General features: G+C 60.1%; 19 protein-coding genes. 14 read left to right on the top strand and 5 right to left on the bottom strand.

Features of this window, described 5'->3' with window-relative positions:
- Positions 1-107: 107 nt before the first annotated feature.
- From napF to ACR0NZ_RS16695, 13 genes are all read left to right on the top strand, one after another.
- Positions 108-623 (top strand): ferredoxin-type protein NapF, encoded by a 516-nt coding sequence (napF, locus tag ACR0NZ_RS16755; RefSeq protein WP_480520467.1) that lies wholly within the window; start codon positions 108-110, stop codon positions 621-623.
- Positions 620-913, top strand: coding sequence for a chaperone NapD (locus ACR0NZ_RS16750; protein ID WP_480520465.1), 294 nt, complete (start codon positions 620-622; stop codon positions 911-913). The genes napF and ACR0NZ_RS16750 overlap by 4 nt, the downstream gene beginning before the upstream one ends.
- Positions 910-3,402 carry a nitrate reductase catalytic subunit NapA gene (gene napA, locus ACR0NZ_RS16745; protein ID WP_480520463.1) on the top strand — a complete coding sequence of 831 codons (2,493 nt, stop codon included), beginning with the start codon at positions 910-912 and terminating at the stop codon, positions 3,400-3,402. Before ACR0NZ_RS16750 ends, napA begins: the two co-directional genes overlap by 4 nt.
- Before the next feature lie 28 nt (positions 3,403-3,430).
- Positions 3,431-4,249 (top strand): ferredoxin-type protein NapG, encoded by an 819-nt coding sequence (gene napG / locus ACR0NZ_RS16740; protein ID WP_480520461.1) that lies wholly within the window; start codon positions 3,431-3,433, stop codon positions 4,247-4,249.
- Positions 4,246-5,163: a quinol dehydrogenase ferredoxin subunit NapH gene (gene napH / locus ACR0NZ_RS16735; RefSeq protein ID WP_480520459.1), complete on the top strand. Its 918-nt coding sequence runs from the start codon at positions 4,246-4,248 to the stop codon at positions 5,161-5,163. Before napG ends, napH begins: the two co-directional genes overlap by 4 nt.
- A gap of 12 nt (positions 5,164-5,175) precedes the next feature.
- Positions 5,176-5,613: a nitrate reductase cytochrome c-type subunit gene (locus ACR0NZ_RS16730; protein ID WP_480477413.1), complete on the top strand. Its 438-nt coding sequence runs from the start codon at positions 5,176-5,178 to the stop codon at positions 5,611-5,613.
- Between the two features lie 29 nt (positions 5,614-5,642).
- Positions 5,643-6,335 (top strand): NapC/NirT family cytochrome c, encoded by a 693-nt coding sequence (locus ACR0NZ_RS16725; RefSeq protein ID WP_480520457.1) that lies wholly within the window; start codon positions 5,643-5,645, stop codon positions 6,333-6,335.
- Between the two features lie 13 nt (positions 6,336-6,348).
- Entirely contained in the window at positions 6,349-6,606 is a 258-nt protein-coding gene (locus ACR0NZ_RS16720) for a hypothetical protein (RefSeq protein WP_480520455.1), read from the top strand.
- Positions 6,607-7,092: 486 nt separating this feature from the next.
- Entirely contained in the window at positions 7,093-10,293 is a 3,201-nt protein-coding gene (locus ACR0NZ_RS16715) for an adenylate/guanylate cyclase domain-containing protein (protein ID WP_480520453.1), read from the top strand.
- Between the two features lie 52 nt (positions 10,294-10,345).
- Positions 10,346-11,230, top strand: a complete 885-nt coding sequence (locus tag ACR0NZ_RS16710; protein WP_480520451.1) for an encapsulin — start codon at positions 10,346-10,348, stop codon at positions 11,228-11,230.
- 14 nt (positions 11,231-11,244) lie between these two features.
- The gene (locus ACR0NZ_RS16705; protein WP_480520449.1) at positions 11,245-12,069 is read left to right on the top strand and encodes a DUF3237 domain-containing protein; all 825 of its coding nucleotides are present in this window, start codon (positions 11,245-11,247) and stop codon (positions 12,067-12,069) included.
- Positions 12,062-14,185, top strand: a complete 2,124-nt coding sequence (locus tag ACR0NZ_RS16700) for a hydroxysqualene dehydroxylase (protein WP_480520447.1) — start codon at positions 12,062-12,064, stop codon at positions 14,183-14,185. Before ACR0NZ_RS16705 ends, ACR0NZ_RS16700 begins: the two co-directional genes overlap by 8 nt.
- A 4-nt stretch (positions 14,186-14,189) precedes the next feature.
- Entirely contained in the window at positions 14,190-15,260 is a 1,071-nt protein-coding gene (locus ACR0NZ_RS16695; protein WP_480520445.1) for a polyprenyl synthetase family protein, read from the top strand.
- Here ACR0NZ_RS16695 and ACR0NZ_RS16690 read toward each other — a convergent pair.
- From ACR0NZ_RS16690 to ACR0NZ_RS16675, 4 genes are all read right to left on the bottom strand, one after another.
- Positions 15,251-15,721: a hypothetical protein gene (locus tag ACR0NZ_RS16690; protein ID WP_480477429.1), complete on the bottom strand. Its 471-nt coding sequence runs from the start codon at positions 15,719-15,721 to the stop codon at positions 15,251-15,253. The genes ACR0NZ_RS16695 and ACR0NZ_RS16690 overlap by 10 nt on opposite strands.
- Before the next feature lie 75 nt (positions 15,722-15,796).
- Positions 15,797-16,576, bottom strand: a complete 780-nt coding sequence (locus ACR0NZ_RS16685; protein WP_480477431.1) for a carnitinyl-CoA dehydratase — start codon at positions 16,574-16,576, stop codon at positions 15,797-15,799.
- Positions 16,577-16,579: 3 nt separating this feature from the next.
- Complete coding sequence (locus tag ACR0NZ_RS16680) at positions 16,580-18,595, bottom strand: acetate--CoA ligase family protein (protein ID WP_480520443.1); 2,016 nt, start codon at positions 18,593-18,595, stop codon at positions 16,580-16,582.
- A 2-nt stretch (positions 18,596-18,597) separates the two neighbouring features.
- On the bottom strand, positions 18,598-19,758 hold the full coding sequence (locus ACR0NZ_RS16675) for an acyl-CoA dehydrogenase family protein (protein WP_480520441.1): 1,161 nt from the start codon (positions 19,756-19,758) through the stop codon (positions 18,598-18,600).
- A gap of 80 nt (positions 19,759-19,838) precedes the next feature.
- Here ACR0NZ_RS16675 and ACR0NZ_RS16670 point away from each other — a divergent pair, with 80 nt between their 5' ends.
- Positions 19,839-20,786 carry a GlxA family transcriptional regulator gene (locus ACR0NZ_RS16670; protein WP_480520439.1) on the top strand — a complete coding sequence of 316 codons (948 nt, stop codon included), beginning with the start codon at positions 19,839-19,841 and terminating at the stop codon, positions 20,784-20,786.
- A gap of 235 nt (positions 20,787-21,021) precedes the next feature.
- Here ACR0NZ_RS16670 and ACR0NZ_RS16665 read toward each other — a convergent pair whose 3' ends face one another.
- Positions 21,022-21,999, bottom strand: a complete 978-nt coding sequence (locus ACR0NZ_RS16665) for an HpcH/HpaI aldolase/citrate lyase family protein (protein ID WP_480520437.1) — start codon at positions 21,997-21,999, stop codon at positions 21,022-21,024.
- Positions 22,000-22,107 lie beyond the last annotated feature (108 nt).

The raw sequence follows: 22,107 nt of genomic DNA, 5'->3' as shown, positions 1-22,107 counted from the left end.
AGAACATGATATTCGCGAAAAACATGATATAGGTCAATTCGTGCGCTGCTTCGCGCAGTTAGGAAGTAAGGACGCGAACCAATCTATCCACACTCGAGTCGCCAGCCATGAGCCAGTTGACCAGCAGACGCGCTTTTCTGAGCGCACGTATCCTACGGGAGGATCCTGATGCGATCCGACCGCCGGGCGCGGGCGTGACAGGCTTTGCCGATCTGTGCACAGGCTGTGAAGACTGCGCCGGGGCCTGCCCGGAAGACATCATCACATTCGACGACAGCGGCTTTCCGGTTCTGGATCTTTCCGCAGGCGGCTGCACCTTATGCGGTGCATGTGCCGAAATCTGCCCGACCCCGGCGCTGTTGCCCGAGCGTGTGGCCGAGTGGCCGTGGCGCGCACGGATCGAGGCCGCAAGCTGCCTGTCGATGAACGGGGTGAGCTGCCGCCTGTGCCAGGACACTTGCGAACAGGAAGCCATCCGCTTTCGCCTGCAACTGGGCGGGCGGGCTGAACCGGCGCTTGAAACCGAAACCTGTATCGGATGCGGCATATGTTCTGCCGCCTGCCCTGCCGGGGCCATCACGATGCACCGCCCCGCCCCTTTGCACCCGGAGGTGACCCAATGAATATCTGTGGCTGTCTTGTCCACATCGCCCCCGATCACACCGACGCCGCGCGCGCGGCGATAACCGGCACCGATGGCGTCGAGCTTCATGCGGAGGCCGAGGATGGCCGGTTCGTCGTGGTTGTCGAGGATACAGCCGACCGGCTGGCCTCGGAAACCATCATGGATCTGCACCAGATCCCCGGCGTGATCTCATTGTCGCTGACCTATCACCATTTCGAAGATCCCGCGGAGGTTGCTCCGCGTCCTGATGCTCCAAGCCAACCGTCCAGCAGGAGGCCCATGCAATGACCATCTCTGAATCCCGTCGTACATTCCTGAAAGCGTCCGCAGCGGCTGCCACGGCCTCGGCTGCCGGCATCCCACTGGCCGCTGGTTCGGCCAGCGCTCAGGCCGCCGCGCCTGATATCCGCTGGGACAAGGCCGCCTGCCGGTTCTGCGGTACGGGCTGTTCGGTTCTGGTGGGCACCAAGGATGGTCGCGTAGTCGCCACGCAGGGCGACCCGGATGCGCCGGTCAACCGGGGTCTGAACTGTATCAAGGGCTATTTCCTGTCCAAGATTATGTATGGCAAGGACCGCCTGACCACGCCGCTTTTGCGCAAAACCAACGGCGAATATGACAAGAATGGCGAGTTTGAGCCGGTCAGCTGGGACGAAGCCTTTGACGTCATGGCTGCCAAGTGGAAAGAGGCGCTGGCCAAGAAAGGCCCGACCAGCGTGGGCATGTTCGGTTCTGGTCAGTGGACCGTCTGGGAAGGTTATGCGGCGGCCAAGATGATGAAGGCCGGGTTCCGGTCGAACAACATCGACCCCAACGCGCGTCACTGCATGGCTTCTGCCGTGGTCGGCTTTATCCGCACCTTCGGCATCGACGAGCCTATGGGCTGCTATGACGACCTTGAGCACGCGGATACGTTTGTTCTGTGGGGGTCGAACATGGCCGAGATGCACCCGATCCTGTGGTCGCGTCTGACCGATACGCGCCTGACCAAGCCGGGATGCGAAGTGCATGTTCTTTCGACCTTCGAGCACCGCTCGTTCGAGCTGGCCGACAATGGCATGGTGTTCAACCCGCAGACCGATCTGGCGATCCTGAACTATATCGCCAATTACATCATCCAGAATGGCGCGGTGAACGAAGAGTTCGTCAAGAACCACGTCAATATCACCAAAACAGCCACCGATATCGGTTATGGCCTGCGCGACAATCATCCGCTGCAACAAGAGGCCGCGAACCCCAATGTCGGCAAGATGGAACCGATCAGCTTTGAGGAATATGCCGAGGCGGTATCGGAATACACGCTGGAATACACTTCGGAACTGTCCGGTGTTCCGGCGGACAAGCTGGAGCGTCTGGCCCAGCAATATGCCGACCCGAACCGCAAGGTCATGAGCCTGTGGACCATGGGGTTCAACCAGCATACCCGCGGGTCGTGGGTGAACTCGTTGATGTACAACGTGCACCTGCTGGTGGGCAAGATTTCCGAGCCCGGAAACTCGCCCTTCTCGCTGACCGGTCAGCCGTCGGCCTGCGGGACCGCGCGTGAGGTTGGCACCTTTGCCCACCGTCTGCCTGCCGACATGGTTGTCATGAATGACGAGCACCGCAAGATTTGTGAAACCGCCTGGAACGTGCCTGCGGGTACCATTCCGGCCAAGCCCGGCTTTCACGCCGTGCAGCAGCACCGCAAGCTGAAGGATGGCGATCTGAACGCCTATTGGGTGCAGTGCAACAACAACATGCAGGCCGCACCGAACATCAACGAAGAAGGCTATCCCGGGTATCGCAACCCCGAAAACTTCATCACTGTATCAGACCCCTACCCGACCGTCACGGCCGTGTCCGCCGACCTGATCCTGCCTACCGCCATGTGGGTCGAGAAGGAAGGTGCCTATGGCAACGCGGAACGCCGTACCCAGTTCTGGCGGCAGCAGGTCAAGGCACCCGGCGAGGCCAAGTCGGACATGTGGCAGGTGATGGAATTCTCGAAACGCTTTACAGTCGAAGAGGTTTGGGGCGAAGAGTTGCTGGCCACCATGCCAGAGCATCGCGGCAAGACCATGTACGAGGTTCTGTTCGCCAATGGCAGCGTCGACAAGTTCCCGCTGTCGGAAACGGCCGAGGGCTTTGACAACGACGAATCCGAGCATTTCGGGTTCTACGTTCAGAAGGGTCTGTTCGAGGAATATGCCAACTTCGGGCGCGGCCACGCGCACGATCTGGCTCCGTTTGAAACCTATCACCAAGCCCGTGGCCTGCGCTGGCCGGTCGTGGATGGCAAGGAAACGCTGTATCGTTTCCGCGAAGGCTATGACCCTTATGTGCCCGAAGGTGCGGGCGTGAAGTTCTATGGCAAGAAGGATGGCAAGGCGAGCATCATCTTTGCGCCTTACGAACCTGCGGCCGAGGAACCGGATGCCGAATATGATCTGTGGCTGTGCACCGGTCGCGTGCTGGAACACTGGCATTCGGGGTCGATGACACGCCGTGTGCCAGAACTGCACCGCGCCTATCCCGCTGCTGTGGTTTACATGCATCCGCAGGACGCCAAGGATCGGGATCTGCGCCGGGGTCAGGAGATTGTTCTGTCCACCCGTCGGGGCGAGGTCACCAGCCGGGTCGAAACCCGTGGGCGCAACAAGGTGCCGCGCGGTCTGGTGTTCATGCCGTGGTTTGATGAAGGCCAGCTGACCAACAAGCTGACGCTGGACGCGACCTGCCCGCTGTCGAAAGAGACCGACTTCAAGAAATGCGCCTGCAAGGTCGAGCGCGCATAGGCAACAAGGATCGTACGGGTAAATCCTCATGTCTTTTGCCGACAAACCCCTTTCGCCGCAGCGGCGCCGGTTCCTGCAGGATTCGGCGCGGGCGGCGGGCGGCTGCGTGGTCGCCGGGACGGTGCTGGCCTATCTGGCCCGCGACGCCCGCGCCCTGCCAGCCGAGGCTTTGCGCCCGCCCGGCGCGCTGCCGGAAAAGGAGTTTCTGTCGGCCTGCATCCGCTGCGGATTATGCGTGCGGGATTGCCCATACGATACCCTGAAACTGGCCGAGTTGGGCTCGGACGCGGTGGCGACGGGAACACCCTTTTTCACCGCTCGGGATATTCCCTGCGAGATGTGCGACGACATCCCATGTGTCGCCGCATGTCCGACCGGGGCACTGGATCCCGCGTTGGACAATATCGACGATGCGAAGATGGGGGTCGCGGTTCTGGTCGATCAGGAGAACTGCCTGAACTTCCTCGGGTTGCGCTGCGATGTCTGTTACCGCGTCTGCCCCGTCATCGACGAGGCGATCACGCTGGACACCACGCACAACACGCGGTCGGGCCATCACGCGATGTTCATCCCGACCGTCCACGCCGACCGCTGCACCGGTTGCGGCATGTGCGAGAAAAGCTGTGTTCTGCCCGAGGCCGCCATCAAGGTGCTGCCTGCCCGGCTGGCGCGGGGCAGTTCGGCAGAGCACTACCGCAAGGGCTGGGAAGAAAAGGCCGCGAAAGGCGCGCCGGTGGTCGAGGGGATCATCGATCTGCCGGACCGTTTGCCCGGACCGGGCACGGACAATCTGGTCACGCCCGGCGGCTTTGCGCCGGGATATGATCTGCCGGGGGTGGGACAATGAGCGCCCGCACAGATATGCCCACAGGTCACGAGGCCATCGCCAGCAAGGGCTGGATCGGCGCGCATCGCTATCTGCTGCTGCGCCGTGCAAGCCAGCTGTTCTTTCTGGTTCTGTTTCTGCTGGGCCCATGGTTCGGCATCTGGATCGTTCAGGGCACGCTGGCCGGGTCGCTGACGCTGGACGTGCTGCCTTTGACCGATCCGTTCATCCTGTTGCAGAGCATGGTTGCAGGCCACTGGCCCGAGGTGACGGCACTGATCGGCGGGGCGATCGTTCTGGTGATCTACGCGCTGATCGGCGGGCGGGTCTATTGTTCCTGGGTCTGCCCGATCAATCCGGTGACGGATGCGGCCAACTGGCTGCATCGCAAGCTGGACCTGCCGAAGGGCTGGCAACCAAAGCGCGGCACGCGCCTGTGGATTCTGGCAACCGTCCTGCTTGTTTCGGGTCTGAGCGGCATGATCGCGTGGGAACTGATCAACCCGATCACCATGCTGCATCGCGGGCTGGTCTTTGGAATGGGCTTTGTCTGGGCCCTGATCGCCGCCATCTTTGTCTTTGACGTCTTCGTCTCGCGCCACGGATGGTGCGGGCACCTGTGTCCGGTGGGCGCGTTCTATGGCCTGATCGGAGCAAAAAGCCTGCTGCGGATCAGCGCCGCAAACCGCGCCGCCTGCGATGACTGCATGGATTGTTACGCGATCTGCCCGGAAAATCAGGTGATCTCGCCCGCGCTGAAGGGCAAACCGGGAAGTACCCCGCTGATCCTGTCACCCGACTGCACGAATTGTGGCCGCTGCATCGATGTCTGCGCGGTCGACGTCTTTACCTTTACTCACCGGTTCGACGACCACGTCGTCCAACCTTTCGATCCAGTTGCCGCGCCCGAGCCGCGCGCCGCCAGACCTATCTAGGGGAGTGCCAAGATGAAAAAATCGATCGTTACAGGCGGAATTGCCCTTCTACCCGTATTATTGCTGAGCGGTTGGGCCGTCGCGCAATCTGCTCAGGTTGAATCCCTGCGTGGTGCGGACGTGGATGAGCCGGTGCCGCTGGACCAGATCCACCGCAATGTCGAAGGGCGGCAGCAGCGCAATTACCGACAGCAGCCGCCATTGATCCCGCATTCGGTCGAACAGTACCAGATCGACATCCGTACCAACCAGTGCCTGTCCTGCCATGACTGGACCAAAGCCGGTGACCGCAACGCACCAACGCTGTCGATGACCCATTATCTGGACCGCGAAGGCCGCGAACTGGATCGGATCGCCGGAACCCGGTATTTCTGCAACCAGTGCCACGTACCGCAGGCCGACGCCCCGCCGCTGGTCGACAACGTGTTCCAGCCCTCCGCCGGCAATTGATCCAACGCAAGACTGAAAGGAGCACCGACATGGCCGACTCCCCTGAAAACCGCGGCTTGCTTGGTCGCCTCTGGAACGCGATCTGGACGCCGACGGTGCTGTTCAGTTCAGGCTTTCTGGTCCTGGCCGGATTTCTGGCCGGTATCCTGTTCTGGGGTGGATTTCACTGGACCCTTGAGCTGACGAATACCGAAGAATTCTGTACTTCGTGCCACACGATGGAAACGAACCTGGGCGAATATCGCGAAACGGTCCATTACAACAACCATTCCGGCGTTCGTGCGATCTGTTCCGACTGCCACGTGCCGGATGAATGGAGCCACAAGATCAAAGCCAAGATCATGGCCGTCAAAGACGTCTATCATGAGCTGGCCGGAACCATCAGCACACCCGAGCAATACGAGGCGCATCGCCTGAGCATGGCTTCGGCCGTGTGGAAGAAGATGAAGGAATCGGACAGCCGTGAATGCCGCAACTGTCATAACTTCGACTACATGGACTTTACCATTCAGGAAACACGGGCCGCGTCGGAACACCAGCGCGCCATTGACACCGGCATGACATGTATCGACTGCCATCAGGGCATCGCGCATAATCTGCCCGCAAACTATCTGGAACAGTACCAGAAAATAAGCGAGGCCGTGGAGGGCGAGGTTCTGCAGGAACATGCATTCGCCTCTGGCGACGACATTCGCGCGTTTCTGAACAACAGCTCGAATTGATGTGGGGACGGACATGCTAGACTTACTTGGAACAATCGGCGCCAATGTCCTGGGCCTGCCCGGCATACTAGGGCTGGCGCTTGGAATGATGACCCGCAAGCTGTGGTTGGGCGCGGCACTGGGGGCCGTTGTCGGCATGCTGGAAACGCTGGTTTTTGCGGGCTTTCAGTTTGCTCATGTGGAAGCGGTGGAACTGGGCATCTCGGTTCTGGTCGGGCTTTGCGCGGGCAGCCTTGGCACTGCCATCCGCCTGAAAGGCGCAACCGTCTGAAGAAGACACCGGTTCTGCCCATTTGGTGGAACCGGTATCCTGCCGGGTCACGTTTCCAGCGCCAAAGCGGGTGCTTGTGTCGCACGCGACGCGACTATTGACGTAGGGGGAAGCGGTAAAAGCGCGCGGCAGTGTCGAAAATCGGCAGGGTCTGATTTTCGCATTTCCACAACTTCGATAAAAGCGCACGAGGCCCTAGCGCCTATGGGAAAACACCCTTCCCCATTACGCGCGGCAAGGCAGCATGCCGGGCCCAGTTTTGCGCGTGAAAAATCAATATGAAACTGAAAGCCAATGATTTGACACGAAAAACTCAAAGTGGAGTGGAAATTCAACCCTACATCTGTCACAGCAGATAACAAGTTAACAATGGTGTCCCTGCGTCATGTGGATTGAACGTAAATTCCTCTCTATTTTTGCTTATACAAATACAATATGTTTTGAGGGGAATAAGGGGAGAAGGAAAATGGGCGGGGGCGCAGAACGATGACGGGGGTCCTTGAGGCATCGCCGCGTATCTCAAAAGTTCTTCGACTGGCTGATCTGGAAAACCATGCCACCCTGTTTCGGCAGGAAGGCGTGGATGATGATATTCTGGACGAGTTGACAGATCCCGAACTGCGCGATCTGGGGCTGACGGTTGGCGAAAGAAAGCGGTTTCGCAAGGCGCAGGCCCGTCTGAAATCTGAGGAGGCATCGACCCGGCAGGAGCTTAGGTCCGAAGCCGAGCGGCGACAGCTTACGCTGGTTTTCTGCGATCTAGTGGGGTCCACGCAGCTGGCTCAGCGGTATGACCCGGAAGACCTGATGCAGATTATGAACCTGTATCTGGATACGGCGATCGGCACCCTGAAACAGCATGGCTGTCACCTGGCCTACAGGCAGGGCGACGGGATCATGGTCTATTTCGGATATCCCAAAGCCATGGAGGACGATGCCGAACGCGCCGTTCGCGCCGTGCTGGAGACCATTGAAGCCGTACAAAACCTTGAAAACAGGTTTGGCGAAAAACTGGATCTGCGGGCGGGAATTGCCACCGGTATGGTCGTTGTGGGGGTGGTCTCGTCAACAAGTCTTGGGTCGCAGGACTTTCTGGTCGGTGAAACCGCGAACCTCGCATCCCGCCTGCAAGGTCTGGCCGAGCCGGGCGAGGTGGTCGTTTCCGCAGAGACGTGGCGGTTGACACAAGGCGCATTCGAATTCGAGCCCCGTGGCAGCCACAACCTGAAAGGATTTGACAATCAGCGCACTGTCTATCGCGCCATTTCCGAAAGCGTCGCGACCAGCCGGTTCGATGCGCGTGTCGGACAGTCAGCTGTTGATCTTGTCGCCCGGGGCGACGATCTTTCAGTCCTAACGCAGCTTTGGAAAGATGCACAGGCGGGGTCCGGCAGGTTCGCGTTTGTCGGCGGCGCCGCAGGCATTGGCAAGTCGCGGCTGATCAAGTCCCTGTCTGAAACAATTGGCGTCAAACCCTTTACGTTGCAGTGTATTCCGCATCTGGCCAGCCTTCCGCTTCATCCGATCGTGGGAGAGTTGAGGCGGGTTTCAGGAGACAAGTCCGATGATAGCATCCGAGGCGCGATTTCCGACTTTGTTCAGGCCGCCTCTCGTCTGAGCGACGCGGATTTGCCTGTTCTTCTGGATATGGCCGGGGTCGAAACGGGCGCAGCGCCGGATCCGGACCCCCTGAAGAAGGCCCGCAAGTCGCTGGACGTGTTGTTGCGCAGCATTGGCAGCCTGTGCGACAGGCGCGGCACCTTGCTGCTGGTGGTGGAGGACGTGCACTGGGCTGACGCAACCACGCTGGACGTGCTGGAGGCGCTGGCATCAGGACTGGACGGGTTCCCGATACTGGTGGTCCTGTCGCATCGCCCTGAATATGAGCCGCCAGAACATTACGAAGGCCGCGCGGCGCGCATCGATCTGACGCCTCTGGCCAGCAGTGAAGCCTCGGAACTGGTCCGGCGCGTGGCTGAGCCGTACAGTTTGCCGGTCATCCTGATCAGGCAGATTGTCGAGAAAGCCGATGGCGTGCCGCTTTACATCGAAGAGATGACCAAGGCGGTTCTGGACCAGCTGCCGCAAGATGCGCCGATCAACGCCGAGGTTCTGGATGCCCTGAGTATCCCCGCAACCCTTCAGGATTCGTTGATGTCGCGTCTTGACCGGATGGAAAACGCCAAGCCCATTGCGCAGCTTGGGTCTGTTATCGGGCGCAGTTTCACCTCGGCGATGATCCAGGCGGTGGCGCAGGAAGACATGGATGTGGAAAGCGCGCTGATGCAGCTGATGGCGGCTGGCGTTGTGCTGATCACGGGCGAAGCCGGAACGGCCACCTATACGTTCAACCACGCGCTGGTTCAGGATACGGCCTATAACTCGCTGCTGCGCGAAGACCGGCAGAAGGTTCACCTGAAAATCGCACGGGCCTTGCTGGCCGGACATAACGCATTCGGAAGCCCCGCCCCCGATACCGTGGCGCATCACTGCGACCATGGCGGGTTGAAGGATGAGGCGGTGTCCAACTGGTTTACGGCAGGCGAACAAGCCCTGTCGCGGTTGGCGAACCTGCCTGCGATCTCGGCCTTTCGCGCGGCCCTGCGCAATATCGGAACGATGCCCGCCAATGCCGAGCGTGATGGGTTCGAGCTTCGGGTGCAGATGAATATCCTGCCGGCTTACATGGCGATTTATGGATGGTCCTCCGATCAGGTCGGAGAGACAGCCGCCCGCGCGATGGAGCTTGCCCATGCTTTGGGCGATGGCGAAACCCTTTTTGCGGCCACCTTCTGCCGCTGGACCAATTTCTTTGTCGCGGGCCAGATGAACCGCGCAATGGAGATGGGACAAGCCCTGGACGCGATGGCCGGTATGAGCGGCGACACTGTTCCCAACGTGCTGGCAGCCCGCGCGCTGAGTTTCACGCATTACTTCCGTGGGGAATTCGCGGATTGCGAGCAGCAGCTTGACCGTGCCTTTGCCCTGATCACGCCCGAGCTGGACATGGCCATGATGCCGATGACCCAGTCCTCGACCACGGCGTCATTGCTGGCCATTCAGGGGTGCCTTCTGTGGCAGCAGGGCAAGTTCGATGAGGCGGAGGCCGCGCGCTTGAAAGCCATCGACGTCAGCCGGGCACTGAACCACGCGCCCAACCTTGTCTACATCATGGGCGCGTGCAGCATGTTCCTGCCCTACGCAGGCGAATGGGACCGGCTGGACGTGACCATGAAGGAAGCCCGCAAGATCGCCGACGAGGAAGGGTTCCTGTATCTTCACGCCATGCAGGATATCTACATGGGTCTTGCGCAGGCGGGAAAAGGCGACATCGAGGGCGTTCCGGCCCATACCGAAGCGTGCATGAACCTGATCTCAAAGTCTGGTGGAAACTTTACTTTTCCGCAGAATCAGATTGTTCTGTCTGAGTTGATGATCGATCAGGGGGATATTGATCAGGCCCTGGACCGGCTGGAAACCGTGTGTGCCCCCGGTTGGGAACGAGGAGAAACGCTGAACAAACCGGAATATCACCGCGTGCGGGCCAAGGCCTTTGCTGCCAAGGGTGATCGGGACAGCGCGATTGCCGAGGTTGAACTGGCATTGGCGCTTGCCCGCGAATGTGGTGCCGTTGTTCAGGAACAACGCGCCGGGGCACTACTGGACAGTTTGACGAAAGCCGAATGAACGAGACGGACTGCCCGGCCAAACAGGGCAGCATCACCAAGAGGGATTTACAATGACCGATGCATTGGATTGGAACACCGAACAGTGGAATGCCGTTAACAAGGCCGTCCATGATGAGGCGCTGCGCGCGCGGGTGGCTGCGAGTTTTCTGCCGCTTTATGGGCCGCTGCCAGCGGACACGCAATCTGTTCCCCTGAACAAGCTGGGTCTGATTGACAACGCGTCAGGCGCGGCCAAACGTCTGGAAGTAAATGATTATGACACCCTGCGGCTGACGACGGTTTCCGTCAACGTCTACCTGAAAGGCGCGCAGGTGGCTGATCCGGAACTGGCCGCGGCCATGATCATGTTCCGCCGGGCCGCCGCCGTCGTGGCCAAGGTTGAGGATGACATCATTTTCAACGGCCAGCCGGGCACCGGCGAAGCCCCCAGACATGCCGGTGGCGCACCTGCCGATCTGCCGCCGATCTATACCGTCAGCGGTGGCGGCAAATACCCGGGGCTGCTGGAGGCTGGTGAAGGTCAGTCCATTTCGATCAACGGGAAGAGAAAGCCCTGTTCCGGCCCCGAGGTTTTCGAGGCCGTGGTCGCGGGCATCAATAAACTGGAAGCGCACGGATACCTTGGGCCTTTTGCCTGCGTGATGGGCAATGGGCTGTTTCAGGCCGTGACCACGCCGATTGAGAACTCGATGGTGCTGCCGCGTGACAGTATTCTTCCGTTCCTTGACGGCCCGTTGCTGCGATCGGGGACCCTGCCCGCAAACAAGGCGGCACTTGTATCACTGCAAGGTGCGCCGGTCGAGATTGTCGTGCCTTCGGATATCGCGGTGAAATATCTGCAAACCTCGTCTGACGGCGAACATATCTTCCGCGTGCAGCAGAAATTCCATCTGAGGATCAAGGAAGCACAGGCGATCTGCACCATCACGTGCTGACCGGAGATCTGGTCATGGGGGAGTTTACAGACCGGGGCGTGACATTGCGTTGGTCCGAGCTGATCAACGAAAATGGGCTTAATCGGGTGCTGATCGAAGCCGGACCCGCCGTGTCTTCGCATGACGTGGTGCGCGTGATCTGTTCCGAAGATGGCGGCCCCGAGCGCGCCATTCGCGGCTGGCCCTTGCAATGCGACCCCAAGACCGGGTTTCAGCAGTTTGCAGCCATGCTGCCATCTGTGACCCAAGAAAAGACATTGACCTGGCGACCGGTGCTGACGACCGGTGGTCGCGAATATGATCCCGGCCGCGGAAAGGCCCCCGAACCTGCGCCGCCACGCCCGGCAAAGGCAATCACGCAAGTGCCCGCGCTGGAACATGTGGGCAGGTTTGTGGTGCCGTTCAACGACGAGTTCTATCCTTCGGGTGAAACGCCCGACGGTATCTGGCTGCATTTCGGGATCAAAAACGGCGGAACAGTTGACGGGCCTCATCTGAAGGGGACGATCGATCCGCTGGGGGGCGATTGGATGCGCGTGCGGTCCGACGGTGTGGGGCTTTTGCACGCCCGAGCGCTTATTCAACCGGTTGAAGGGGGTGCGCCGATCCTGTTTGAAGATACCGGCGTATGTGACTTTGGGCCGGATGGGTATGCCGGGCTGGCGAAGGGCAATCTGCCCGCCTCGGCCCCGGTCCGGCTGGCACCGCGATACCTGACATCAAACCCGAATTATGCCTGGATGAACAGGTTGCAGGGGTTCGGCATCGGCGAAGCCAGCCTGTCCGATATCACCCTGCGCTTTGACGTCTATTCCGCGAAAGGAACATCCGATGGCTGAAAAGGTTGTCATACTGGGCGGTGGCGTGGCCGGAATGAGCGCGGCGCATGAGCTGATCGAGCGTGGGTACGAGGTCGAGATTCACGAGCGCCAGCTGATCCCCGGCGGCAAGGCACGCAGCATCCCCGTGATGAAGGGCGAAGGCGATCACGGGTCCAAGGCGAAACACATCAAGGCGCTTGAACAATGGGCCGAGATGGACGGCGCCAGTTATCCCCCCGGTGTGAAACGCCCCTGGCTGCCCGGCGAGCACGGGTTCCGGTTCTTTCCGAATTTCTACCGCCATATCACCGATACGATGGCGCGCACGCCCTATTATGGCAAAGGCACCTGTTACGATAATCTGGTGTCCACCACTCAGGTTCTGGTCAGCCAGTTCGATGACCCAGGCATCATCGTTCCCGAACGGTTTCCCCGCACGCTGAAAGACGTGGCCGACGTGCTCAAGACGGTTGCATTCACGCTCTCGCCACGGGACCAGATCGCCTATGAGGATGTCGAACATTTCATCGCCTGCATGTGGCGCATCGCGACATCCTGCAAGGAGCGCCGGTTCGATGAATATGAACGCATCGGGTGGTGGGATTTCATCGGTGCCGAGCAGCGCTCGGAAGCGTATCAGAAGTTTCTGGCCATTGGCCTGACCCGTTCGCTGGTGGCCGCGAAGGCGACAACTGCCAGTACAAAGACCGTGGGCGACATTGCGGTTCAACTTCAGCTTGGTATCGCGACGCCCGAGCCGCATGGCAACCGGTTGTTGAACGGCCCAACAAACCTTGTGTGGATACAGCCGTGGCTGGATTACCTCAAAAGCAAGGGGGTCGTGTACAAGTTCAACTCAAAGGTCACGGGCATCGACTGCCAGGATGGCCGCATCGTCAGCGCGACGGTTGAACAGGATGGCGAAGAAAAGCAGGTCACCGGGGATTGGTTCATCAGTGCGATGCCGATCGAACGGATCGCGCCCCTCATCACCCCTGCGATGACGGCAATCGACCCGTCTCTGGCCAAGCTGCCCCTGCTGGCCGAAGACGTGCAATGGATGAACGGAATTCAGTTCTATCTGACCAAGGATGTTGAACTGACCCATGGCCATGTCATTTTCATTGACAGCCCCTGGGCCCTGACCGCGGTTTCACAAAAGCAGTTCTGGTCGGCCATCAACTTTGAAAACTGGGCAGAAGGCAAGACCAAGGGCCTGCTTTCAATAGATATCTCGGAATGGGACAAGCCGGGGCTGAACGGAAAAACCGCGCGTGATTGTAGCCGCGAGGAGATTGCGCACGAGGTTTGGGAACAGCTCAAGCGCAGCGTCAACGTGGATGGCCAGACCGTCCTGCGCGACGAGGACATGCATTACTGGTTCCTTGATCCGGATATTGTGCAGGATCCCAACGACCCCAAGCGCCAAACCAATGTGGAGCCGCTGTTGGTCAACCGCATCAACAGCTGGCGGTTGCGCCCTGAGGCGGCCACGTTGATCCCGAACTTCATGCTGGCGTCGGATTATGTACGCACCTACACCGACCTTGCCACCATGGAAGGAGCAAACGAAGCGGCACGTCGGGCGGTCAATGCCATCCTGCAACGCGGCGGATCAAAAGCAGAGCCCTGCCAAATCTGGGACCTGCACGAACCGGATATCCTGAAACCGCTGCGCGCCTATGATTTTGCCCGCTATCAGGCCGGCCTACCCTGGGACAACCGGTTTGCGGTTGCGGTCGAGGCGGCGCTGAGGATGGGACAGGATGCAGTGGGTGTTGAGCGTGGCGGCGAAGGGCCGCTTGCCGTCATTGCGAAACCGGCTACGGAATACTCAAAACCCGGCGGGATTACCGAAGACCCTGCGATTGCAGACGCGTTGCGTATGATCTGCCCTCCGAAAGAGCTGCTTGACCTGATGGTGGCCTACGAGCCGACGGCTGATCTTCCGATCCCCGGAGAGGAGATTGCAGAGGATGTTGCCTTTGATCTGGGCCGGGACAGCGGCCAGTCGGGGGTGTTGTCCAAAGCCTTGCCGCTGACGGATGCACCTTTTTCGGCGGCCGGACCCAACCTTGCCGAGACGGGCAGGAACGAGACCAAAACCCGTGTGATCATCACCCAGAAGGGATGACCTTGTGGCCACTGGCACAGCACATTTGGATCCTGCGGCACAGCAGGATTTTCTAAAAACGCTGACCTCTTACGGGGATCGGGCCCGTGAGACGCTTTTGCAGCTGTTGCCGACGGGCGAGCCGCAGGCCTATTTGTACGGGCCGATGCGAGATTACATTGAAACCTCGGGCAAGGGGTTGCGGCCCGCACTGTTGCTGGCCACCTGCGAGGCTTTCGGCGGTGACAGCGAGACCGCGAGGGTGTCAGCCGCTGTTCTTGAACTGCTGCACAACGCGTTTCTGATCCATGACGATATCGAGGATCAAAGCGATTTCAGGCGCGGGCGCGCGTGTATGCACAAGCGTCTTGGGGTCCCTTTGGCCATCAATACCGGTGACGGGATGCAATCGCTGGCCCTGCGCCTGTTGCGCCAGAACCTTGGGCCACTTGGCCCTGAAACCGGCATGCGCGTGGTGGACGAGTTTGATCATCTGTTGCAGCAGTCCATTGAAGGTCAGGCACTGGAGCTTGGCTGGATACGGGACAACCGGCTGAACGTGGATGCATCGGATTATCTGATGATGTGTCTGAAAAAGACCTGTTGGTACAGCTTCATTCACCCCATGCGCATCGGGGCGCTGATTGCCCGACCGCATGATGTCGCGTCCGGGGTGTTGAACCTGGACGATTTCAACGCGTTTGGGTTTTTTCTGGGCGCCGCGTTTCAGATACAGGATGACGTTCTGAACCTCGTGGGCTCGCAGGACAAATATGGCAAAGAGATCGGCGGGGACATTTACGAAGGCAAACGCACGCTGATGCTGGGGCGGCTTAGCTTTCAGGCGGACGAGCCCGAAAAAGCACGCCTGTCGGATATGCTGTCAAACCCGCGCGACAGCCGCTCGACGCAGGATGTGGGCTGGGTTCTGGATCGCATGGATCACTATGGCTGCATCAGATATGCACAGGACGCGGCCAATGACTTGCTGGCCTCGGCCCGTCAGGAGTTTGCGCAGGTTTTTGCGGCCACCGAAGAAGTACCCCGCGCGTTTCTGGGCCATTTCATGGACTACCTCGTAACCCGTCAGGTTTGAGCGTTCGCGACCTCATACATCACGAGGATCGAAGTTTGCACTGTACCCGTGCAGGCAATCCGGCCGTGATATTCGCCGGGATCGGCAAGGTCCGGCACGGTTACAATGACGGCAACATCCGTTGACTCGCCGGGGTTTAGCTGGATTTGCGGGGGGACAACATTAACCCGGTTTGCTGGAAGAGTGTCGCCGTTCCGGTTGATCAGGTCACCCGGTTCGAACTGTAATGCGACAGGCCCGCCACCGTTTGGTGCGTCAAAGGACAGCAATATGGTCGCGGTGCCGCCGGGGTGGCAAGTTTTGCGGCACGCAAATGGCCCCTCAAGCGGCTGTTTCGTGCCCCGTTCAGCCCCAAGCACGCGGCGTGCGATATCCGAGATCGGTTGCGCGTCCGGCTGCGGAGCGATCGGGCTGACCGGAAGCGGCGTGCTAACGTATGGTTTTCGTTCGAAATAAGGCATACCCAACTGTGCACCTGTGGCGCGGATCAGTAAATGGGAAATTTACAGGATCCGCGCGACAAACACACCGTGTTTCTATTTACCTTTCCAGACCGGGTCACGTTTTTCAGCAAATGCACGCGCGCCTTCAAGCTGGTCCTCACTGGAATAGAGGACATCCACGCTGCGCAATTGCCGTTTGGTGATGCGGTTCATGGCGTCCTGAAACTTGGCGTCTTCAGCATCGCGCACGATTTCCTTGATGGCCGCATAGACCAGCGGCGGCCCTGACGCCAGCAGGCGGGCGAGTTCCCACGTGCGGTCCATCAGCTGATCAGCGGCAATAATCTCATTCACCAGACCCCAGCGGTTGGCTTCTTCGGCATCAAACCAGCGGCCTGTCAGCAGCAGCTCCATCGCGATGTGATAGGGGATGCGCTTGGGCAACCTGACGCTGGCGGCATCCGCAACAGTGCCCGAGCGGATTTCCGGCAAGGCAAAAGTGGCGTGATCAGCGGCAAGAATCATGTCCGCGGACAAGGCCAGCTCCAGCCCGCCACCGCAGGCGATACCGTTGACGGCGGCAATCACGGGCTTGTTCAGGTCGCGCAGCTCTTGCAGGCCTCCGAACCCACCGACGCCGTAATCTCCGTCCACCGCGTCGCCGTCGGCGGCAGCTTTCAGATCCCAGCCGGGGCAAAAGAATTTTTCGCCCGCACCGGTCAGGATGGCCACGCGCAGGTCCGGGTCGTCGCGGAATTCAGCAAAGACCTCGCCCATTCTGCGGCTGGTGATCAGATCAATCGCGTTTGCCTTGGGGCGGTCCAGCGTGACCTCGAGGATTGAACCATCGCGGCGGGTTTTGATCGGGTCCATATCTCAGGCCTTTCTTATCAGGGCGTCCACGGCAACAGCCTTATCCGGCGTGCACAGGAGCGGGTTAATCTCGACCTCGCCAAGCGTGTCGGCATTTTGCATGACATAGGTCTGAACGGCCTCGACCGCGGCAACAATCGCATCCATATCAGCCGCCGGTTGGCCGCGATAGCCCGCCAGCAGTGGGGCGATCTTCAATTGACCGAGGGCGGAGCGGATGTCTCCGGGCGGGCTGGGCACCAGCAAGGATACCGTGTCGCGCAGCAGTTCGGTCAGCACGCCCCCTGCCCCAAGGGTCAGAACAAACCCATGCGCAGGGTCACGCACCACGCCAATCAGAAGCTCGGCAACGGTTCCGGTGACCATCTCTTCGATCAGGATGTCTTCGGTGCCGATATCAGCCGCGACAGCCGCGACGTCGCCGGCCCGGATGCCCAGCCGAACGGCGCTGTGTTCGGATTTATGCGCAAGCCCGACACCCTTGACGGCAAAGGGGCCTTCCATCTGGTCCGCTGCGGCACGGGCAGCTTCCGCGCCCCGCACCGTCCGGTTTTGCGGGACGCGCAGGCCGCATTCCGCCAGCGCCGCCTTCGAGGCGCCTTCAGTCAGGATTTGGGTTGGTTCCATCATACCCGGCTGCAAAACGGGCGTTGCGGATGGGGCCTTGACCTGCCCTGCGGCGCGGGTCGCAGACAGCGCCTCGCGCAGGCCCATCAAGGGTACAACACCCCCGGCCATCAGCTGTTGTGCGATGTCTTCCGGTAAAAGCTCCGGCAAGGTGGCGACAATCGCGAACCGGGCGCCGGTTTCTGCCCGTACGTTCAACGCTGCCTGCGTTGCGCAGGCCCAATCGGTGGAGTCGGTGGTCGGGTAGTCGACGATCGAGAATGTCATGTCGATATCGTCGCCTGTCATGCCCGACCAAGCCCGCGTCATCGCCAGTTCGTCACGCCAGATATAGGTGTGATAATCCAGCGGGTTGTTCAGCGCGACCATGGGCCCGAGCGCGCCGCGCAGGCGGGTCAGCTTTTCACCGCTCAGCCGTGGAAATTGCAGCCCAGTGCCAACGGCCATATCGGCAATCAGGCTCGCCTCGCCCCCCGAACAGCTGATCGAGGCGATGTTGCCCCCCGGCAGCGGCCCGTAGCAGTGCAACAGTTTGAGTGTTTCAAGGAAGTCAGGCAGCGCCGAAAGGCGTGGAATGCCAAGCCGGTCAAGCAGCGCCTGCGCCCCGGCATCGCTGCCCGCCAGTGACGCGGTATGGGAAACGGTTGCCGCCTGCGCCTGTTCCGATGCGCCGACCTTGAGGGCGACCAGCGGGACGCCTTTTGCATGGGCTTTGGCGGCCAGCGCCTCCCACTCGCGGATGTTCTTGAAGCCTTCGATATGCAGGCCCACTGCGGTCACGCGCGGGTCATCGATCAGGGCCGAGGCGATCTGCGCCTGACTGGTCTGAGCCATATTTCCGCAGGTCACCATATAGGCAATCGGCAGCCCGCGTTTCTGCATGGTCAGGTTGATCGAGATGTTCGAGCTTTGCGTCAGGATCGCCACGCCCTTGTCGACGGGCACAACCCCGTGCTGATCCGGCCACAGCAATGCCCCGTCCAGCGCGTTGATGAAGCCATAGCAGTTCGGGCCCAGAATGGGCATGTCGCCGGCCGCGTTGATCAGTTGATCCTGCAAATCCCCGCCGGTGTCGTCCTCGGCCACGGCTTCGGAAAAGCCCGAGGCGAAGCAGACAGCGCCACCCGCACCCATGCTGGACAGGACTTGAACCGCTTCAACTGTGGCGTGGCGGTTGATGCCGATGAAAACCGCGTCAGGTGCGTCGGGCAGGTCTTCGATATGGCCATAAACCTTGTGGCCCGCAATGTCAGAAGCCTTGGGATGGACCGGCCAGATCTGACCAGCATATCCCATGCGTTCGGATTGCAGAATAACCTGTTGGCACCATGCACCGCCGCCAATGACAGCGATGGATTTCGGGCGCAGCAGCCGGGTCAGGTCTTTGGTCATGGTCAGGCGCCCAGCGGACGCAGAAGATCGCGGCTGATGATGTGGCGCTGAATCTCGCTGGTGCCGTCCCAGATCCGTTCGACCCGGGCGTCGCGCCAAAACCGTTCGATCGGGAAATCATCCATCAGGCCCATGCCGCCGAAGATTTGCAGCGTCGTGTCGGTGACCCGCGCCAATGCCTCGGAGGCATAGAGCTTGGCCGAGGCGATCTCGCGGTTTGCGGGCAGGTTCTGGTCCAGGCGCCAAGCGGCGGCAAGGGTCAGCCAGTCGGCGGCGTCAATCTCGGTGATCATGTCGGCAATCTGAAAGCCCACACCCTGAAACTTGCCGATGGGCTGGCCGAATTGCTTGCGCTCGGCGGCGTAGTTCAGCGCATAATCAAAGCAGCGCCGCGCGCGCCCGACCGAAAAGGCCGCAACCGTCAGCCGGGTCGCGTAGAGCCATTCGTTCATCACGGCAAAGCCGCCATCGACCTCGCCCAGAACCTGCGCATCAGACAGGCGACAATTATCGAAATACAGGATACAGTTTTTATAACCCCTGTGGCTGACGGATTTGTAGCCGTCGCGCACTTCAAAGCCCGGTGTGCCGCGATCCACCAGGAAGGTGGTGATGCGTTTTTTGGGGCCTTTCGGGGTCTCATCCACGCCGGTGGCAACGAAGACAATGAAGAAATCCGCGTGTTCCGCGCCCGAGATGAAATGTTTCGAACCGTTGACGACCCAGTCGCCACCGTCGCGCACTGCCTGACATTTCATGCCGCGCACGTCCGATCCGGCATCCGGTTCGGTCATCGCCAGCGCGTCCATCTTTTCCCCGCGCACCGCGGGCAGCAGATAGCGTTCGCGCTGTTCGTCGTTGCAGGCCATGAGGATGTTCTGCGGGCGGCCAAAGAAATGCGTCAGCGCCATCGACCCACGGCCCAGTTCACGCTCGACCAGCGTAAAATCCAGATGCGACAGGCCCGCGCCGCCCACTTCTTCGGGGAAGTTGCAGGCATAGAACCCAAGATCGATACATTTCTGCTTGATCTCATTGCCAAGCTCCAGCGGGACCGTTCCGCTGCGTTCGACCGCGTCTTCATGCGGGTAGATTTCTTTTTCTACAAAGCTGCGGACCGTCGAGACGATCATGTCCTGTTCTTCTGTCAGACCAAACTGCATGGCGCGTGTTCCCTGGATCGGTGGTTGACCAACCAAACGCCATCGCTCATGGTCACGACATGCAGAGATAGATCAGTTTCATGCTAAATTCGAAAATATTATCGCAGCAGTACAATGTCCTTCTGTTCAACGGGTTCTCGAACCATTGCCTTGCGAACATGGTCGAACCGTTGCGGGCGGCGAACACCCTGTCGCGGCAGGCGTTATATGCGTGGCGCTTCTGTTCGCTTGACGGCAACCCTGTTCAAAGCTCAAGCGGCCTTGTCGTCACCCCGAACGGGGCCATCGGCGATCAACAGGGGGATTTTCTTGTTGTCATGCCGTCATATGGATACCTGAAGCTGGATACGCGGTCGACCATGCGTGCCGTGCTGGCAGCGGCCAAGAAACACAAGCATCTGGCCGGGCTGGATACGGGAAGCTGGCTGCTTGCCAGTGCCGGATTGCTGGATGACCACAGGGCGACCATTCATTGGGACGAGTTTTCGCGGTTCGAGGAAAGGTTTCCGGCGGTGGAGGCCGTGCGGGAAAGGTTTGTCATTGATGGCAACCGGCTGACCTGTTCCGGGGCCATGGCAGCCTTCGATCTGGCCCTGACCCTTATCCGCCGGGATCACGGCCCGCTGCTGGCGATGGAGGTCGAGCACCTGTTCATGAGCCGGAACGGGCGTGGTCATTATGACCTGCCTCTGAAATCCGAGGACACGCTGGTCAATCGCGCACTGACCGTCATGCAGGCGCATCTTGAAGCTCCGCTGTCAGTCCGAAGCGTGGCCCGGAAAATCGGATGTTCACAGAAAAGGCTCGAAACGCGTGTTCAGGCGGAACTGAAAACAACTCCGCAAGCGCTGTACCGGCGTCTGCGCCTGAACCGCGCGCGTAATCTGGCCGAGGATACGGAACAATCCATCGCCGAGATCGCGGGGCGCTGTGGATACGAAAACGCCAGTGCCATGACCCGTGCGTTCAAGGCCGAGTTCGGTCAGACGCCGACCGCATTTCGGAACGGAAACCTGTCGGGGCAGTGAACCGGGATTGGCAGGGTTCCGGTTTCAGGTGTTGAACTCGGAAACATCCCTTGCTTTTGTCGTAGCGATTTAAGGCAGCATCCGTTTGCTGGTCAAAATGTGACAAACGTTTTAGGGAGGCAATTTTCGCGAAACGCGGACAGCTGATTTACGTTAGCGCCGTAGTCCGCCCGTCAAAGCGCTGGAGAATATGCGTGGACAGTGCGCCCACGCAAGTCAGGTTTGGTGCGGGCGATCAGGCCGCAGCGATCTGGCTTGCCTTTTCAACCAGCACTTCGGCCTGACGGATCGAGGCATAGTCGATCAGACGGCCATCCAGAGACACGGCACCTTTCCCATCCGCCTCGGCCTCGGCCATGGCGACAAGGATACGCCGTGCCTTGGTAACTTCGGCATCCGAGGGCGACATCACCTCGTTGGCCAGCGCGATCTGGCTGGGGTGGATGGCCCATTTTCCTTCGCATCCCAAAACAGCGGCACGTTTGGCCGCGGCCTTATAGCCGTCGGGGTCCTGAAAATCACCGAACGGCCCGTCGATGGGACGCAATCCATTGGCGCGCGCCGCAACCACCATGCGGGCAAGTGCATAGTGCCACATGTCGCCCCAGTGGGTCAGGCGGCCTCCGTCGGCATCCGGGTCGGTCAGAACCGAATAGTCCGGGTTCACGCCCCCGATGATTGTGGTTCGCGCGCGCGTCGAGGCCGCATAATCCGCGACACCAAAATGAAGGCTTTCATTGCGCTTTGATGCCGCCGCGATCTCGCTGACATTCTGCATACCAAGCGCGGTTTCGATGATGTGTTCGAACCCGATCCGTTTCTTGTATCCCTTGGCGTCTTCGATCTGGGTCACCAGCATGTCGACCGCATACACATCTGCGGCTGTCCCGACTTTTGGGATCATGATCAGGTCCAGACGCTGGCCCGCCTGTTCGACAACATCCACGACGTCCCGGTACATGTAATGGGTGTCCAGACCATTGATCCGCACCGACATGGTCTTGTTGCCCCAGTCGATTTCGTTCAGCGCCTGAATGATGTTCCTGCGCGCCTGTTCCTTTTCATCGGGCGCGACGGCGTCTTCCAGATCGAGAAAGATGACATCCACGTCCGATTTCGCGGCCTTCTCAAACATTCCGGGCTGGCTGCCGGGCACGGCAAGCTCGCTGCGGTTCAGGCGGGCGGGGGCTTGTTCAATTGGGTGAAAGCTCATGGTTGGGACCTTTCGGCTTACAGGTTCGGGTAGATGGGGAAGCGGTTGCAGAGATCTGCGACCTGGGCGCGGACGCGGGCTTCGACTTCGGAGTTGCCGTCTTCGCCG

It is taken from the genome of Ruegeria sp. AE3, from assembly GCF_056542225.1.
This window is presented reverse-complemented; position numbering and strand designations above follow the sequence as displayed.

Bases quoted from the DNA above. Each gene is read 5' to 3' on its own strand.
- napF (WP_480520467.1), top strand. From the start codon at position 108: ATGAGCCAGTTGACCAGCAGACGCGCTTTTCTGAGCGCACGTATCCTA.
- ACR0NZ_RS16750 (WP_480520465.1), top strand. From the start codon at position 620: ATGAATATCTGTGGCTGTCTTGTCCACATCGCCCCCGATCACACCGAC.
- napA (WP_480520463.1), top strand. From the start codon at position 910: ATGACCATCTCTGAATCCCGTCGTACATTCCTGAAAGCGTCCGCAGCG.
- napG (WP_480520461.1), top strand. From the start codon at position 3,431: ATGTCTTTTGCCGACAAACCCCTTTCGCCGCAGCGGCGCCGGTTCCTG.
- napH (WP_480520459.1), top strand. From the start codon at position 4,246: ATGAGCGCCCGCACAGATATGCCCACAGGTCACGAGGCCATCGCCAGC.
- ACR0NZ_RS16730 (WP_480477413.1), top strand. From the start codon at position 5,176: ATGAAAAAATCGATCGTTACAGGCGGAATTGCCCTTCTACCCGTATTA.
- ACR0NZ_RS16725 (WP_480520457.1), top strand. From the start codon at position 5,643: ATGGCCGACTCCCCTGAAAACCGCGGCTTGCTTGGTCGCCTCTGGAAC.
- ACR0NZ_RS16720 (WP_480520455.1), top strand. From the start codon at position 6,349: ATGCTAGACTTACTTGGAACAATCGGCGCCAATGTCCTGGGCCTGCCC.
- ACR0NZ_RS16715 (WP_480520453.1), top strand. From the start codon at position 7,093: ATGACGGGGGTCCTTGAGGCATCGCCGCGTATCTCAAAAGTTCTTCGA.
- ACR0NZ_RS16710 (WP_480520451.1), top strand. From the start codon at position 10,346: ATGACCGATGCATTGGATTGGAACACCGAACAGTGGAATGCCGTTAAC.
- ACR0NZ_RS16705 (WP_480520449.1), top strand. From the start codon at position 11,245: ATGGGGGAGTTTACAGACCGGGGCGTGACATTGCGTTGGTCCGAGCTG.
- ACR0NZ_RS16700 (WP_480520447.1), top strand. From the start codon at position 12,062: ATGGCTGAAAAGGTTGTCATACTGGGCGGTGGCGTGGCCGGAATGAGC.
- ACR0NZ_RS16690 (WP_480477429.1), bottom strand. From the start codon at position 15,721: ATGCCTTATTTCGAACGAAAACCATACGTTAGCACGCCGCTTCCGGTC.
- ACR0NZ_RS16685 (WP_480477431.1), bottom strand. From the start codon at position 16,576: ATGGACCCGATCAAAACCCGCCGCGATGGTTCAATCCTCGAGGTCACG.
- ACR0NZ_RS16680 (WP_480520443.1), bottom strand. From the start codon at position 18,595: ATGACCAAAGACCTGACCCGGCTGCTGCGCCCGAAATCCATCGCTGTC.
- ACR0NZ_RS16675 (WP_480520441.1), bottom strand. From the start codon at position 19,758: ATGCAGTTTGGTCTGACAGAAGAACAGGACATGATCGTCTCGACGGTC.
- ACR0NZ_RS16670 (WP_480520439.1), top strand. From the start codon at position 19,839: ATGCTAAATTCGAAAATATTATCGCAGCAGTACAATGTCCTTCTGTTC.
- ACR0NZ_RS16665 (WP_480520437.1), bottom strand. From the start codon at position 21,999: ATGAGCTTTCACCCAATTGAACAAGCCCCCGCCCGCCTGAACCGCAGC.